Here is a 15,136-nt window from a genome sequence, read left to right as displayed (position 1 = left end):
AAGTAATGGCTAAAAATGTTTACCAGTTTGTTGATGTTGAACGGATTGACCCGCCGAAAAAACCTATCATGGTGCGCAAGGCTGAGTTCGCTGAGATTTATCAACCGCTGACACAGTCACAAACCGAAGGCCAGGCAGATCGCTGCCTGGACTGCGGTAACCCGTACTGCGAATGGAAATGCCCGGTGCATAACTACATCCCGCAGTGGCTGGACCTGGCTAATCAGGGTCGCATCATGGAAGCGGCTGAACTGTCTCATAAGACAAACAGCCTGCCAGAGGTATGCGGCCGTGTATGTCCGCAGGACCGCCTGTGTGAAGGTGCCTGTACCCTGAACGACGAGTTCGGCGCGGTGACCATCGGCAGTATTGAAAAATACATCACCGATACCGCGTTCAAAATGGGCTGGCGTCCGGACATGTCTGACGTAGTGTGGACTGACAAGAAAGTAGCAATCGTCGGTGCAGGCCCTGCAGGTCTGGCATGTGCGGATATTTTGGTTCGTAACGGTGTTAAACCGGTTGTCTTCGACAAGTACGAAGAAATTGGCGGCCTGCTCACTTTCGGTATTCCTTCGTTCAAACTGGAAAAAGACGTGATTAAGCGTCGTCGTGAAATCTTCACTGAAATGGGTATTGAGTTCAGACTTAACACCGAAATCGGTAAAGACATCGACTTCCAGAAGTTACTCGACGAGTACGATTCAGTCTTCCTCGGCATGGGTACGTATAAGTCTATGCAAGGCGGTTTTGACAACGAGCACGTTGAAGGTGTTTATGATGCGCTGCCGTTTCTGATTGCCAATACCAACCGGGTAATGGGTCTGGAAAAAGATCCGGCAGACTTTGTCGATATGAAAGGCAAAACTGTTGTGGTACTCGGCGGTGGTGATACCACCATGGACTGCGTACGTACGTCTATCCGTCAGGGTGCCAAGCGCGTTATCTGTGCTTACCGTCGTGACGAGGCCAGCATGCCAGGTTCTCGCAAAGAAGTTCAAAATGCGAAAGAAGAAGGTGTGGAATTCGTATTCAACGTGCAGCCGCTTGATATCGCGTTAACCGATAAAGGTACTGCAGCTGGTGTGAGTCTGGTAAAAACCGAAATGGGTCCACCAGACGTGAATGGCCGTCGCCGTCCGGTTGAAGTGGAAGGCTCAGAACACGTGCTTGAAGCTGACGCGGTTATCATTGCATTCGGTTTCCAACCGAGTCCTGCTAGCTGGTTTGCTGACTACGGCATCATTCTTGACGAGAAAGGCCGTGTTATCGCCCCTGCCGGTGGTAAATACGCTTATCAGACTGCTAACCCGAAAATCTTCGCCGGTGGCGATATGGTGCGCGGCAGTGATTTGGTGGTTACTGCCATTGATGAAGGCCGTAAAGCCGCTGACGGTATTCTGGATTTCCTTAACGTGTAATCCGGTCACCGTGATGATTAAGAGCCACTGTCTTGTACAGTGGCTTTTTTGTTTGTGTAGAGAATACCTGCTGCGCAATACTCACGTGTCTTCACAGATACCCACATTTCATTGTTGTATTCACCGATCTCTCCTATAGTTTTTCTACATTGAGAGGCCAGACGGTCTTGTGTCAGGAGAACCGAAAATGAGAACGAAAACCTACAGTCTGATTGCAGCGACCCTACTCAGTGCGGCGTCACTCTCGGTGGCTGCAGCACCAGTGACGGTGGCATGCCCGTCTGATTTTCATAAACTGACGGTGCCATCAGATGCCAAACAGTGTCAGCAATTCGACGCCACATTGCCTGCGACACTGGTGTTCTATTCGTCCACCCCACAACAATCGCTGATTGACCATTTCCAGGCTTCGTATCCAGGAATGGCAGTGGTTGCCTCTGTGCAAGGCCGTACCTTACTCACCGCCAACAATGACAATGTACGGGTGATTATCTCTCCCGATAATAAAGGCTCACAGGTGGATATGATGGTATTGGGAGAACAAGAGTAGTTACAGATATTCAACGGAAAAGGGCCGGCGCTGCCAGTCTCTTAGGCTAATTTTAACTTGCCGCTCCATGCTGGCATTCGCTTTGCAAAATCCGGATAGCAGATTTATTTCTCACCGAAAGACGTCACAAATTTGACGCTTTGATTTTGTATTCGCGAGGCACATTATGGAACTGGCAATAATTTTAATGATGTTACTGATTGTGGTGGCACTCGGTGCCATGAAACTGTCGGATAGCGGGGTAAGTTTTCCCTTTCGCAGTAAACCGCAACTTTTTACTCCTGTGGAGCACAATTTCCTCAAACTCATCGAGCAAGCAGTAGGCCGAGAGTTTCGGATTGTGTGCCGCGTGCGTTTGAGCGATGTACTTGCAGTACGCGCTAAGGCGAGTAAGAAGCAAGGCTCCAGTGCCATGTCTCGTGCATCTTCTAAGCAACTCGATTTTGTATTGTGCGACCGTGAAGACATGACGCCGATTATGGCAATCGACTTGGTGCACAACGATGGCAAGAATAAATATAAATCTCAGCGCGACTTTTTCGTCAATGGTGCGCTCGACGCAGCAGGCCTTCCCCATGCTCGGATTAAAGTGAAAACCGGCTACTCGGTGGAAGAAATTCGCGAGTGTATTGAAAGTAAGTTGGTAGCATACCGCCGCAGACAACAGAAAATAGCGCAAGCACCTACGCTGAACCCTGCACCAACTAAGCGCCCTACCCGTCCTGTACGGTCTAGCCGGGCTGCCGCTGCTTAATTAAACAGTTACTCTCCGGGTCGGAATTTCCCCCAAGGATTCCGACCCATTTTCTGCTAATTTCTGTCAGTTTTGCTACTTTCATATTACCATTAGTCAATACCCACTAATCTGCAATCTATGCCAACTCTGGCTATCGTGCAGCTCAGCTACGGAACTCAACTATGAAAATCGGTATTCTTGGTGCTATGGATGAAGAAATAGCGCTACTTCAATCGTCGCTGGAAAATTGCGAAACCCGTCAGTGGAAACACCTGACCTTCTACACTGGCACATTGCATGGTGCAGAGGTTGTGCTGGCGAAATGCGGTATTGGTAAAGTGGCATCAGCACTAGCAACTACTGCACTTATCGAACTTTACGCCCCGGATTATGTGGTGAATACTGGCTCGGCCGGTGGTTTCGACCCGGCTCTGAATGTAGGCGATGTGGTAGTAGGCAGTGCCGTTAAATATCACGATGTGAACATTACCCACTTTGGTTACGAACTCGGGCAGTGTGCAGGTATGCCAGCGCACTACGAGTGTGATCAGAAGCTCATTGATGCGGCAACCGCGGCAGCGCAGGAATTGTCTCACGTGCAAAACACCACCGGTATGATTTGTACTGGCGATTCTTTCGTAGGTTCTGATGAGGCCGCGCAAGAAATTAAAGAAACCTTCCCTGCGATGAAAGCCGTAGAGATGGAAGGTGCGGCCATCGGCCAAACCTGTTTCATGTTGGAAACCCCGTTCCTGGTTATCCGTTCGTTGTCAGACATTGCTGGTAAAACGTCTTCGGTGTCGTTCCAGGAATATTTGGAAACCGCCGCGAAACACTCTGCGCAACTGGTAATGGGAATGATTGCCCGACTGGCATAAATAACACCGCATGGAAGCACTTTACCAGAGCCCGGTATTACAAAACCTATTATTGCTGTTGGTGGTAGTGGCCATCGACAGCCTCTGGCGCTGGCCGCAGAAATATCATCCCCTCACACTGTTTCGCTTACTTGCCGACGGCATGGCCAAGAAAGTTAAACCTACCACGTCAGAAAACCCGACACAGCACCGAATTTCGGGCGCATTGGGTGCCATTGTGCTCATCGTGCCGTTTACTGTGCTTGTGGGGATTCTGGTTTCTATGGCGGAATATCCGCTATTTTTTGAGGCAGTAATTTTACTAAGCGTAATGGATTTCGCTCAAATCCGTTTTCACTATAACGCTGTGGTTACCGCGTTAAGCAAAGAGAAAAAAGTACTGGCCCGTGAAATGGCCGGTTACATGGTAGCGCGCGATACCGACAGGCTGTCTGACATTGGTATTGCGAAAGCAGCAATGGAAAGCCTGCTGCTGCGTTTCTACTATCAATTCTGTGGCGTCGTGTTTTGGTTTTTGATTGGTGGACCGGTAGCGGCGCTACTGTTCAGACTGTTATTGCTTTTTAGCTGGCAGTGGCACTGGCGGAAACCCGGATTTTACTGGTTTGCACTGCCCGTGCGCACCATTACCCGCTTGCTAAGTCTTGTACCCGCTTTCATCGGTGCGGGCTTGCTATCACTCGCAACCAATCCTATTAGCGGCTTCAAAGCCCTATTCGCTAGCCCAGCAAAAGACAGCACTTCACTTTTGTTGGCGCTTTCTGGCGGTAGTCTGGGCATTCGCCTGGGCGGCCCCTCGCTTTACGCCGGCAACATGATTCGTTATGCCCGAGTAGGTGGCAAACGTGAAGTCCGATTCTCTGATATGGTGTATTGCCGTCGTGCCATTATCCGCACAATTTTGCTGCTGCTAAGCCTGTTGATAGTGGTACTCACCCTTATTCACGCGTTGCTTTAATTTCTTTCAATAAATACTGAACTATTCGTAGTGCTCCTGCCGTAATAGATGAGGTAAACTGTATTAGGACCGGTCTACGAGTTGCAATGACGATGGATACGACTATGCGCAAACTACTTATTGTTACCACACTGCTTTTCGCAACCATTTTAATTTCGGCGATTTACTGTTCCGATGACGCTGAAGCTGACGGCATCGGGAAAATAACAGCAACGCCCTATTTGCTAGACAAAGTAAAAGCCGATGAATGGCTGCTTATTGATGTACGCAGTCCGCAGGAATACGCTGACGGCCATATTCCAGGGGCGATCAATATGCCTCACGAGCAAATAGATGAATATGTTGAACAGCTTAATGATGCCCGCGACAAACCGATTATCATATATTGTCGCTCAGGCAGACGGGCGATTATGGCAATGCAGATCCTTGAACAGCAGGCATTCACCGATGTGAATCATCTTGAAGGCGATATGCTGGGCTGGACAGAAGCGGGGCTCCCGGTTAATAAATTAGCCATGTAACCCTTGCTCGTATGGTAGCAGAGCCAGTAAGCTGGTAATATTCCGCGCTTTGATTTTAAGCAGATCCACCTGAATGCAGATAGATATCGCCACGCCGGCTATGTTGTTTCCGGCAATCTCACTTCTTCTCTTAGCCTACACCAATCGTTTTTTGACGCTGGCAACGATCATTCGTAATTTTGCCAGAGAAAACCGAGATGAAAATACCCAGGCTCAGATCAGAAACCTCCGTCAGCGCATTTTGTTTATCAAGCGCATGCAGATTGCCGGTGTGGTGAGTTTCTTTCTTTGCGTACTCTCCATGTTAGCGATTTACCTGACTTATCAGAATGTGGGCAATTGGATTTTTGCCCTTAGCTTGGTGTGCCTGATGTATTCGTTATGGATGTCTGTGCGTGAAATTCTGATTTCCGTTGAAGCCCTCGATTTCCACCTGGACGGGATTAAAGATGACAAAAAATCATCAAAATAGCGTCAGCGCCCCTTCCGCAAAAGATATCGAATATTCACCACTGGCCCCCGAACATTTCAATGGCGTGTTATCGTTGGGTAACCGCATTCAGGGTGACGGATACCTGACTCATTTCACATTGGAAGAAATGTATCACCAGGGCTTTCATAACGGCATTAATGCCAGTTATGTAGCGATGTATAGAGGTGAAATCGTCGGCTTCCGTCTTACTTATGCCCATTCTCAATGGCAGCCCGATGAATGGTGTTCAGTGAAGAAGTGGCCTGTCGACCCTACCCGCGTTTGTTACTTTAAATGCAATACCGTGGACGACCATCTTCAAGGTTGTGGCATTGGCAGCACCCTGCTTGCCCTCGCCACAGAGAAAGCGAAGCAGCAAGGTGCCCTCGCTGGCCTGGCTCACATTTGGTTGGGCAGTCCTGGCAACAGCGCCTTTCGCTATTTCAGCAAGAATGGTGGTGAGTTAATTGCACGCCATCCCGGAAAGTGGCGTTACGCGTCTATCCATGAAGGCTACGATTGCCCGGTTTGTCCAGGCTTCTGCGAGTGTGAAGGCGCAGAAATGATGCTGGTTTTTTCATGAGTTACGATCCGCTGATTTCTTTCAATAACTTTTATGAGCTCAATTTTCTTCATAAGAATCCATCATATATTCTGTTTGCTTTCTAAAATTATCCTCAAGCGCAACAATTGCGGCCCACATACCGGAAATAAAAAACAAGCAAATAGCGATAGGCATACTTGCTAAGAACCAAAATTCTTTTCGCATAAAACCTATAAAAGTTAACGGGAAAGAAAATAAAAACACAAGGATAGCCAAATAAAAAGTTACCTTAGCTAAAACTAATAGGACACCCAGGTTTTTAGTATGTATATTTCTGTATGGAATCACTTAACCTCCAGTTGATATCAGATTAACACCTGCTCGTTTGCTGAACCACCTCATAATAACTTTGGATACGAATAGGAACTAAGGTTTACGTCCCCTAGAGCCTATTCATAGTCGGTGAAAAATTAGCACTCAAAATAGAATTTTAACCACATACTTTTTTCCAAGTGCAGGTATGCCTATTTTCCGTCGGTATACAAGATGCTTTTATATATGAGCAAACTTCACCAACATCTTTTGGATCATTCCCCCATTGGACGTGATAGTAACGCAACCATAGTTCCATATCAAAAAACTGTTCTGCAGTTTTTAACCTATACTCCCTAGATATCTCCGAATTTTTGTCTGGTATCATATTACAATTACTATCAAAAGATTCTTTGGGAACAAATTCAACTTGCCCAGACATAAATCCATACTTTACAAGCACTGAACTATTATCGTTAAATTTTAATCTAACTGGAATAATAGGTAAGAAACTATTGACGTTAAGATACCTAGAAACTGATGCTGCAAAATCATTCGCAATGCCTAACTCAAGTGCGCTCACATCAGCTCTGTTATGTAGTTCGAGCATTACATTCTGCAATTCCTGGTTTGCGTTCTTCACTTCAAATGCATTTGTTGGAGTGATGATGTTGACAGCGGCATAATACTCTCCAACGTTACAAGCTTGTTCTTGAACTCCAATTTCTTTCAGAGTCAGATTAAATGCCGACAATTTTCGTTGCGAGGTTATAAAATCATTTGCAGAATGATTGACTAACAAGTCTATTTTTGACATCTCGATAAACGATTGAAAAATCGTAGAATGATGCATCTAGTTCGGTTGGCACATTCAACTCAATAGCTTCGATATGCTCTATAAAATCATCTATAATTACTTTAGATATTTTATAGTACTTGATAATACTCTCGTCAGAATTAACTACTAAAAAATAATGTGGTCTGGCTTTCGGACGCTTACTTTTAGCTTTTGATAGCATTTGTGAAGATGAACATCCATCGCATTCGAAAACATAGTCTGTTGCAAGCACTTTTTTGGTATAAGTTATAGAGCCGAGCACTACAAGTAGAAAATAGAAAATAGAAAATAGAAAATTTCATTTTAATAACTATCCTTGTTTATCAGAAGTTGATCTTTCCAACATTACCTTACTTTATAAATCGATTTTTATTAATATCACAGTAAAAATCTCGCTACAAGAGTTTTTATTAGAAATGATTTACTGCGAATTTAACGAATTAAATATGAGCATATCCTGTTAATTCCACGACAGGTTATCTTAAGTAGTTTTATACCCGCGAATTCAACTTCCGAGTGCAACACTGATCATACATGCTCATTCTTCATATCCCACGGTGATTTAAAGCCATATCGTTTTATTGGCGACTGTTATGTCGCCTTTCTATTGCAACACAACCTTCCTGAATTCGGGGCTCCCTCATAGACGTTCATTTTAGGATATATTGTCTGATTAAACCGTTCGTATTTTCATTGCTTCCTCGCTCAAGCACCCGGTTTTCTTGTCTCTGTAAGAGATGTGCGTGTTTGGAATATCTTTACAAGTAATTCAATGTCCAATTCTAAGTTTGTTTCGATTCTGAGTAGGGGTTATGGGGTTTTGATGCAATTGATAAATAGAGTAACTCTTTGTATTTCTCACAACTATGAAGATCGATATATAGACGGTCATTCGTTGTTGAATACTGAACCCAACTAAACCTTTCAACAGAAATGCCAGCAAACTAACTCATATCAGCCCCTCTCGCCTGATGAAATACTACGGGGTGCTACCAGATGGTCGTCTGCTGTTTGGTGGACGTGGTGAAGTAGCAGGAAAAGGTCACGACAGCTTTCAGGCGAAAAGGCGGTTGTACAAAGCGCTACAGCGCAGTTTTCCGGCGCTGGCAGGGCTTGGCATCGCTCACTTCTGGAGTGGCTGGGTAAGTGTGTCTTACGATGATTTACCCCGTATTCGCTATGATGCAACGAATAAAATCGGTTACGCCATGGGCTACTGCGGTTCCGGCGTGTCTTTTGCGGCGCTCGCCGGTAAACGACTGGCTCAGCAGCTACTGGGAGAAAAAATCGATACGTCACTACCCGTTTACGCTGACGATCTGCCCCGCTTCTCTCTGCCACAGTTTCGCCGACTGGCGCTGCGGGGGCTTTATACCTGGGCGGCGATAAGCAAACAGTAACATCGCGGCTCTGCTCAGAAGGACAGAAATCAGCTCAATAAAAAACCCGCCATCCGGCGGGTTTCGATATTCTTACTTTGGCTGAATCAGGCGGTCAGCGTCACACGGGCAAACTTACGTTTACCCACCTGATAAACCGCTTCGCCGGCTTCGGTCAGCACCAGGCGGGTGTCTTTCACTTTCTCACCATCAATCTTTACTGCGCCTTGTTTAATCATGCGCATGGCGTCCGAGGTTGAACCTACCAGACCGGCTTCTTTCAGCAGATTGCCGATGGCAATACCATCAGCTTCTATGGCCACAGAGACTTCTGGCATGTCATCAGGAATGGCGTTCTTCTGGAAACGCTGAATGAAGTCCTGGTGTGCACCTTCGGCAGCGGCTTCGTCGTGGAACCGTGCGATAATTTCTTTCGCCAGTTCAATTTTGATGTCGCGAGGGTTAGTACCGGCTTCGACTTTCGCTTTCAGCTCTGCGATGTCTTCCAGCGGACGGAAGCTCAGCAGATCGTAGTAGCGCCACATCAGGTCGTCAGAAATCGACATCACTTTACCGAACATGTCGTTAGGTGCATCAGTAATACCAATGTAGTTACCCAGCGATTTTGACATCTTCTGCACGCCGTCTAAGCCTTCTAACAGCGGCACCATTACCAGGGCCTGCTGGCTTAAACCTTCATCTTTCTGCAGTTCACGACCCATCAGCAGGTTAAAACGCTGATCAGTACCGCCTAATTCCACATCGGCTTTCAGGGCCACGGAATCCCAGCCCTGTACCAGCGGGTAAAGGAATTCGTGAATCGCAATAGGCTGACCATTCGCATAGCGCTTTTTGAAGTCGTCACGCTCAAGCATACGGGCAACGGTTTGACTGGCAGCCAGTTTGATCATACCCGCCGCACCTAGTGCATCCATCCACTCAGAGTTAAAACGGATTTGGGTTTTCTCTTTATCGAGAATTTTGAACACCTGTTCTTGATACGTTTGCGCGTTTTCCAATACCTGTTCTTTGGTTAAAGGCTTGCGTGTCACGTTTTTACCAGTAGGATCACCAATAAGACCGGTAAAATCACCGATCAGGAAAACGACATTGTGGCCTAACTGCTGAAAGGTGCGAAGTTTGTTGATGAGGACAGTATGACCGAGGTGCAGATCCGGCGCAGTTGGATCAAAACCCGCTTTAATGGTCAGAGTCTTGCCTGATTTGAGTTTTTCAATTAACTCTTCTTCTGGCAGGATTTCATCCGTACCTCGTTTAATTTCAGCTAAAGCGGTTTGCCAATCGGTCATGCTCGTACCACACTTATTAGAATTACTGGGAAAAATAATCGGAGCATTTTACGCATCCCAGTGAACCTTTGAAAGACTTGACCGTCAAAAATCGGCTTCCTGCACGATCTAATTGTGAATTTACAGGTGCTTTGGTGGAAAGTCGTGCTGTAACACGATATTCTCAGGCTGGGCAGTAATATGAGATTGAAATTACCGTGGTTCTGAAAACATTCAAAAATCTTCCCAAACCACACCGAACCGGGTTGGTGATCGCCAGTTTTTTACTGGGTGGTCTTATTCTTCTTCCTTCCGAACCGGTTGAGGCAAGTCGTCATCAGGAGTCATTGGTCCTGGACGCAGGTGTTCGTTATCCCCTTGATATCGCAGTAGCCGACACGCCGGAAGTGTACGTTGCTGAAGATGAAGGCAGGTGGGAAACCTATAAAGTGGGGCGTGGCGACACGCTGGCTAAAATTTTTAAACGTGCTGGATTCTCACCTCGCGATACCTACGAGGTGACGCAAGCTGGCGAACTGGCGAAAACGCTGGTGACCTTGATCCCTGGCGATGAGTTATCGCTGCGTGCAAATGAGGATGGCAGTTTTAACGGCTTGCGCTATCGCGTATCGGTTAATGAAACGCTGCTTATTCAGCGCGACAAAGAAAACGATAAACTCGTTGCCGATATTGAAGCGAAAGACATTGAAACCCGCTACAACTTTGCTCAGGGTGAAATTGACTCCAGTTTCTGGAATGCCGGTGTAGAAGCAGGCCTGACAGATAACCAGATCATGCACCTGGCTGGCATTTTTGGTTGGGACATCGACTTCGCCATGGGTATTCGTAAAGGCGACATGTTCAATATCGTGTACGAAGAAAAGTACATTGATGGCGAGTTTGTTGGTTTTGGCGATATTGTTGCCGCAGAGTTTGTGAATCAGGGTGACCGTTTCGTTGCGATTCAGTACGAAGATGGTAACTACTACACGCCGGAAGGCCGCAGCATGCGCAAGTCATTCCTGCGTGCGCCTATCAACTTCAAGTACGTGAGTTCTAACTTTACCAAAGCCCGTTTCCACCCTGTGCAAAAGCGCTGGAAAGCGCATAACGGCACAGATTACGTGGCAGCGGTTGGCACCCCTGTTATGGCTGCCGGTAACGGTAAGGTAATAGAAGCCTCGTACAATAAGTACAATGGTAACTACGTATTCATTCAGCACGGTGAAAAATACGTGACCAAGTATCTTCACCTGAAAAAGCGCGGTGTAAAGCGTGGCGAAACGGTGAAGCAAGGTCAGACTGTGGGCTATCTAGGTTCAACCGGTATGGTCACCGGTGCGCACTTGCACTATGAATTCCTGGTGAATGGTGTTCATCGTAACCCACGTACTGTTGAGTTACCCAAAGCGGAACCTATCGATCCGAAAGAGCGTGATGCATTTATGCAAATAGCGGAAACCCGTTTGCACGAGTTAGATAATAACAAGCGCATCATGCTGGCAATGAAATAAGTTGTTTTCCCCATTGAAAATGCCCGACGTGTCGGGCATTTTTGTTTCCCCCGAAAAAGAAAAGCAAAAGCGCTATGACAACACATCAGGTTACCGTATTAACCGCAGAAGCGTCTGATTACGCTGCACTTGTTCCCGGTTCATTGCCTGAACATGTTGTTCTCGACTGTGTCACCGATGATCCGACAAAAGTCGATTTAGAAAATACCACCATTTTGCTGGCCGATCCGGATTTAGCCACGCAGGTTATTCCTCACATGCCAAAACTGGTGTGGTGCCAATCGATTTGGGCGGGTAATCGCCCTCTTTTGGCGCTGGACAGAAAAGACTATATTCTTACCCCGGCAAAAGGCGTGTTTGATGTGCAAATGCGTGAGTTTGTATTTACTTACTTGCTACATTACTGCCGCAATGTTGATGGCTACCGCGAGGCCCAACAGCAAAAAGAATGGTTCCAGCCAACCTTTGGCCGTCTGTGCGGAAAAACCCTCGGCATTACCGGCGCGGGCAGTATCGCCAAAGCGCTGCTGCCGGTAGCGGCTAGTTTGGGCCTGAAGGTCATCGGCGTTAGCCGTTCCGGCGAGCATCAAGACGGCTACGAGCAAATTTATACGTGGGATACCATGGATGATTTCGCGTCCCGCTGCGACTATGTGTTGAATCTGATGCCAGACACACCCCAGTCGGCAAACCTGCTCAACAAAGACTTCTTTGCCCGACTGCCAGACCACTGCGTGCTGATTAACGCAGGCCGAGGCACGGCTATCGTTGATGAAGATCTGATTGCCGCTCTGGACGCTAATCAGCTGCAGGCGGCGGTACTGGATGTGTTTCGTGAAGAGCCCTTACCAGCATCACACCCGTTCTGGGCGCACCCGAAAATCCGCATTACCCAACATACCGCAGCAGAGTCCCGCCCTGAGGATATCGCGGCGTTATTTGTGGATAATCTCGAACTATTACTGGAAGGCAAACCGCTTCCCCACCAGTTCGATTTTTCCAAGGGGTATTAGCAAGAAAAGCGCCGATGAAGGCGCTTTTTCGTTTAATGGCAATACACCTAACCTCGCGGATCTGTTGCTGTCACTTCTATTCTGTCGCTATTGCTGTGGTGGAAAGCTTTCAGCGCATCTAGGCCGGTAAGCGGATGCAGTTCACGAAACTCTACCCAATCAATGAGCGTGAAAAGAGCGATTGACGGGTAACCCCAACCATCAAACTCGCCAGCGTCAGCCATTTCATTCAACAAACTCAGCGTTGACGCGATGCGTTCCTTCTGCAAACGCACAAACAGCTGATCATTAGTGGCTTCAATGCCAGAACGTTTAAGCATGAAGAGTTGCACAAAAGAATCGTTCGCCGCATCAATAAGGGTAAGCTGATTTTCTTGATCCCAGGTTAAAGGGGGTAGATCCAGTTTCGCCAGTAAATAGCTGTGAATGACTCTGGAGTCGAAAATCATTTGACCATCGTCTTCCAGGCAAGGCACTTTCAATGTGGGATTTTTAGAGGCAAGTATGTCTCTGCCTTCACCCTCAAAGATGTTCAAGTTAATGAATTCATGCTCGGTATTTGCCAGTACAATACGAATGCGTCTGACAAACGGTGATGTGGTTGAACCGTATAATTTCATCTTATGATTCCTGTATTGGGGAATTCTCGATTAGTACGGCTAAACAGTAACGGGGATTAGTATAAATTGGTACAGGGTACAGCGGTAAAATCCGACCGGTGAACCCTGTAAAGTGATGAATAACCGGATTAGATACTAAAGCTGGAACCACAGCCACAAGTGGTAGTGGCATTCGGATTATTCACCAGAAAACGTGAACCTTCCAGGCCATCCACATAATCGACGGTGCCGCCAACCAGATATTGCAGACTCATTGGGTCTACCACCAGCGTAACGCTGTCTTTCTCAATGGTCATGTCGCCCTCGTTCACTTTCTCATCGAAAGTAAAACCGTACTGGAAGCCTGAACAGCCACCACCGGTTACGTACACCCGCAGTTTAAGATTCGGATTTTCTTCCTCTGTCACCAGCTCTTTGACTTTTTTCGCAGCAGAATCAGAAAAGTCGATTGGCAGTGCCATTTCTACAGACATAGTTACCTCACAAAAACGCTGAGCAGAATGCTCATCAATCTGCTAATTATCTAATACCTGAGTAGAGCATTCAACTATTAGCGCGAATGAGCGGAATAACTGTCAGCAGTGAAATCGTTTTATCTTACGCTTGCAGGTTTCCTACGAGGCTATTTATATCGCATTCCCGCAGAATATTTCGCCGGAGCTTCCCCGTACCATTACGAGGCAGCGCTTCGATGAGATGTATCACTTTAGGCAGTTTATAGCGGGCCAGCCCTTTTTCCATTTCCCGTAATAAGCCTTCCTTGTCGAAAGATTCATGACTCACAGAGGGCACCACAAACAGACAACCGGATTCTCCCCACTTTTCGTCCGGTACACCTATCAGCGCACATTCGAGTATTTGCGGGAAACGCAGTGCCACAGCCTCAACTTCAGCGGGATACACATTCTCTCCACCGGAGATGAACATATCTTTGATGCGATCCACAATCCGGATATAACCGTCCTCGTCGCTCACGCCAATATCACCGGTCTGAAACCAGCCGTCAGGTGTGAAGCTGCGTTCGTAAGCACGTCGGTTCTTCCATATATCCACAAACAGGTTCGCCCCTTTGATCTGTATTTCACCGGCTTCACCAAATGCCACCGGTTGATTACCCGGTCCGGTCAGCCGCACATCGATACGGTGTGTAGGCAAACCCACGTAACCGGCTTTCTGATCGATAATACGCATATCAAAGCTCATCCCGAGCACGGTGCCGGCTTCACTCATGCCATAGCCGTCCACAATGGGGATGCCGTCATTCAACCATGCTTTGATTTGTACTTCAGGATGCGGCGCACCGCCCGTCAGCAGCGCTTTTAATCCCGTCATTTTTGACGCATCAAAATGTGCCAGTTGACGAAGGGCATTGGCCATTTGGGGTACACAGAAATAATGACTGACCGCCAGCTCAGGATCACACAACCGGTCAAAGGTGCGGGCCGGCTCGAATCCGTCAGAAATGATTAATCGCCCACCGAAGTAAAGCGCAGGACGCACACAGGAAATCAGGCCGATGACATGGAACATGGGGGTCTCGCACAAAAAGGTACTGTGTTCGTCCACATGCCCCAGCAAAGCCATATTCTGCGTGGTTTCCATAATGGTTTGTTCGGTATGTACAATACCTTTTGGTAACCCTGTCGTACCCGATGTGTAAAGGATAAGCGAAGGCGCTGCTGCGTTCTCGTTACCGGTAGCAGATGGTGTCAGTTCGCTGACCAGATCAGGCAGTGCGGAAAGCGCTACATAGGGCAAACCGGCACGATCAGCCTCTTTATCACCACATACCAGCGAAGGCTCGCAATCATCCAGTAATTGCATTAATTCTTCCTGAGACAACCGCCAGTTCAGAGGAACAAACAGTACCCCTGCCCGTCCGCAAGCCAGATGCAGCGCCACGGTTTCAGCAGAATTTCTCGCCAGACAAACCAGCCTGTCACCCTTATGCACACCTTGTTGTGACAACCAGGTCACCAGGCGGGAAACGAAACCGTCCCACGCCTCATATGTCCAGCGACGCTGCGAGGTAATGTCGTACACCGCTTCGTCTACGGGACGCAGACGGGCCTGAAAAGAGAGAAAATCCAT

At 47.4% G+C, this 15,136-nt stretch carries 17 protein-coding genes; 11 read left to right on the top strand and 6 right to left on the bottom strand.

The genetic code is table 11. The features are described from left to right. Positions 1 to 5: 5 nt before the first annotated feature. The 8 genes from ACXAFQ_RS09840 to ACXAFQ_RS09805 all read left to right on the top strand — a co-directional run bounded on the left by ACXAFQ_RS09840 (position 6) and on the right by ACXAFQ_RS09805 (position 6,119). A complete protein-coding gene (locus ACXAFQ_RS09840) occupies positions 6 to 1,421 on the top strand; it encodes an FAD-dependent oxidoreductase (protein ID WP_474820866.1) in 1,416 nt (471 codons plus the stop codon). A 187-nt stretch (positions 1,422 to 1,608) separates the two neighbouring features. Beyond that, entirely contained in the window at positions 1,609 to 1,971 is a 363-nt protein-coding gene (locus ACXAFQ_RS09835) for a hypothetical protein (protein WP_070124839.1), read from the top strand. A 166-nt stretch (positions 1,972 to 2,137) separates the two neighbouring features. After that, positions 2,138 to 2,725, top strand: coding sequence for a DUF2726 domain-containing protein (locus ACXAFQ_RS09830; protein ID WP_070124837.1), 588 nt, complete (start codon positions 2,138 to 2,140; stop codon positions 2,723 to 2,725). A 164-nt stretch (positions 2,726 to 2,889) separates the two neighbouring features. Beyond that, positions 2,890 to 3,585, top strand: coding sequence for a 5'-methylthioadenosine/S-adenosylhomocysteine nucleosidase (gene mtnN / locus ACXAFQ_RS09825; protein ID WP_474820858.1), 696 nt, complete (start codon positions 2,890 to 2,892; stop codon positions 3,583 to 3,585). Between the two features lie 10 nt (positions 3,586 to 3,595). After that, a complete protein-coding gene (locus tag ACXAFQ_RS09820) occupies positions 3,596 to 4,543 on the top strand; it encodes a cobalamin biosynthesis protein (protein ID WP_474820855.1) in 948 nt (315 codons plus the stop codon). A gap of 104 nt (positions 4,544 to 4,647) precedes the next feature. Then, positions 4,648 to 5,064, top strand: a complete 417-nt coding sequence (locus tag ACXAFQ_RS09815; protein WP_474820851.1) for a rhodanese-like domain-containing protein — start codon at positions 4,648 to 4,650, stop codon at positions 5,062 to 5,064. A 73-nt stretch (positions 5,065 to 5,137) separates the two neighbouring features. Further along, complete coding sequence (locus ACXAFQ_RS09810) at positions 5,138 to 5,536, top strand: DUF2721 domain-containing protein (RefSeq protein ID WP_070124830.1); 399 nt, start codon at positions 5,138 to 5,140, stop codon at positions 5,534 to 5,536. Beyond that, the gene (locus ACXAFQ_RS09805) at positions 5,514 to 6,119 is read left to right on the top strand and encodes a GNAT family N-acetyltransferase (RefSeq protein WP_474820847.1); all 606 of its coding nucleotides are present in this window, start codon (positions 5,514 to 5,516) and stop codon (positions 6,117 to 6,119) included. Before ACXAFQ_RS09810 ends, ACXAFQ_RS09805 begins: the two co-directional genes overlap by 23 nt. A gap of 39 nt (positions 6,120 to 6,158) precedes the next feature. On the opposite strand, the gene ACXAFQ_RS09800 is transcribed toward ACXAFQ_RS09805, so the two are convergent. Both ACXAFQ_RS09800 and ACXAFQ_RS09795 read right to left on the bottom strand, forming a co-directional pair. Then, a complete protein-coding gene (locus tag ACXAFQ_RS09800; RefSeq protein WP_474820844.1) occupies positions 6,159 to 6,428 on the bottom strand; it encodes a hypothetical protein in 270 nt (89 codons plus the stop codon). Positions 6,429 to 6,570: 142 nt separating this feature from the next. Continuing rightward, the gene (locus ACXAFQ_RS09795; protein WP_474820841.1) at positions 6,571 to 7,245 is read right to left on the bottom strand and encodes a hypothetical protein; all 675 of its coding nucleotides are present in this window, start codon (positions 7,243 to 7,245) and stop codon (positions 6,571 to 6,573) included. A gap of 956 nt (positions 7,246 to 8,201) precedes the next feature. Between ACXAFQ_RS09795 and ACXAFQ_RS09790 the strand changes: the two genes are divergently transcribed. After that, positions 8,202 to 8,630, top strand: coding sequence for an NAD(P)/FAD-dependent oxidoreductase (locus ACXAFQ_RS09790; protein WP_474820838.1), 429 nt, complete (start codon positions 8,202 to 8,204; stop codon positions 8,628 to 8,630). 86 nt (positions 8,631 to 8,716) lie between these two features. Here the strand turns inward: ACXAFQ_RS09790 and tyrS are convergent, their stop codons facing one another. Next, complete coding sequence (gene tyrS / locus ACXAFQ_RS09785) at positions 8,717 to 9,919, bottom strand: tyrosine--tRNA ligase (protein WP_474820834.1); 1,203 nt, start codon at positions 9,917 to 9,919, stop codon at positions 8,717 to 8,719. Positions 9,920 to 10,116: 197 nt separating this feature from the next. On the opposite strand from tyrS, the gene ACXAFQ_RS09780 reads away from it, so the two are divergent. Together ACXAFQ_RS09780 and ACXAFQ_RS09775 are read left to right on the top strand one after the other, a co-directional pair. Continuing rightward, on the top strand, positions 10,117 to 11,412 hold the full coding sequence (locus ACXAFQ_RS09780) for an OapA family protein (protein WP_474820830.1): 1,296 nt from the start codon (positions 10,117 to 10,119) through the stop codon (positions 11,410 to 11,412). Between the two features lie 74 nt (positions 11,413 to 11,486). Continuing rightward, positions 11,487 to 12,425: a D-2-hydroxyacid dehydrogenase gene (locus ACXAFQ_RS09775; RefSeq protein WP_474820826.1), complete on the top strand. Its 939-nt coding sequence runs from the start codon at positions 11,487 to 11,489 to the stop codon at positions 12,423 to 12,425. A 47-nt stretch (positions 12,426 to 12,472) separates the two neighbouring features. On the opposite strand, the gene ACXAFQ_RS09770 is transcribed toward ACXAFQ_RS09775, so the two are convergent. The 3 genes from ACXAFQ_RS09770 to ACXAFQ_RS09760 all read right to left on the bottom strand — a co-directional run bounded on the left by ACXAFQ_RS09770 (position 12,473) and on the right by ACXAFQ_RS09760 (position 15,136). Then, entirely contained in the window at positions 12,473 to 13,045 is a 573-nt protein-coding gene (locus tag ACXAFQ_RS09770; RefSeq protein WP_474820822.1) for a glutathione S-transferase family protein, read from the bottom strand. A 128-nt stretch (positions 13,046 to 13,173) separates the two neighbouring features. Beyond that, a complete protein-coding gene (erpA, locus tag ACXAFQ_RS09765) occupies positions 13,174 to 13,518 on the bottom strand; it encodes an iron-sulfur cluster insertion protein ErpA (protein ID WP_070124818.1) in 345 nt (114 codons plus the stop codon). A gap of 124 nt (positions 13,519 to 13,642) precedes the next feature. After that, on the bottom strand, positions 13,643 to 15,136 hold the full coding sequence (locus ACXAFQ_RS09760; RefSeq protein WP_474820820.1) for an AMP-binding protein: 1,494 nt from the start codon (positions 15,134 to 15,136) through the stop codon (positions 13,643 to 13,645).

The organism is Alteromonas sp. ABH2_165, assembly GCF_056159945.1.
The sequence above is the reverse complement of the archived record's forward strand: the minus strand, read 5'-3'. Positions and strand labels throughout refer to the sequence as shown.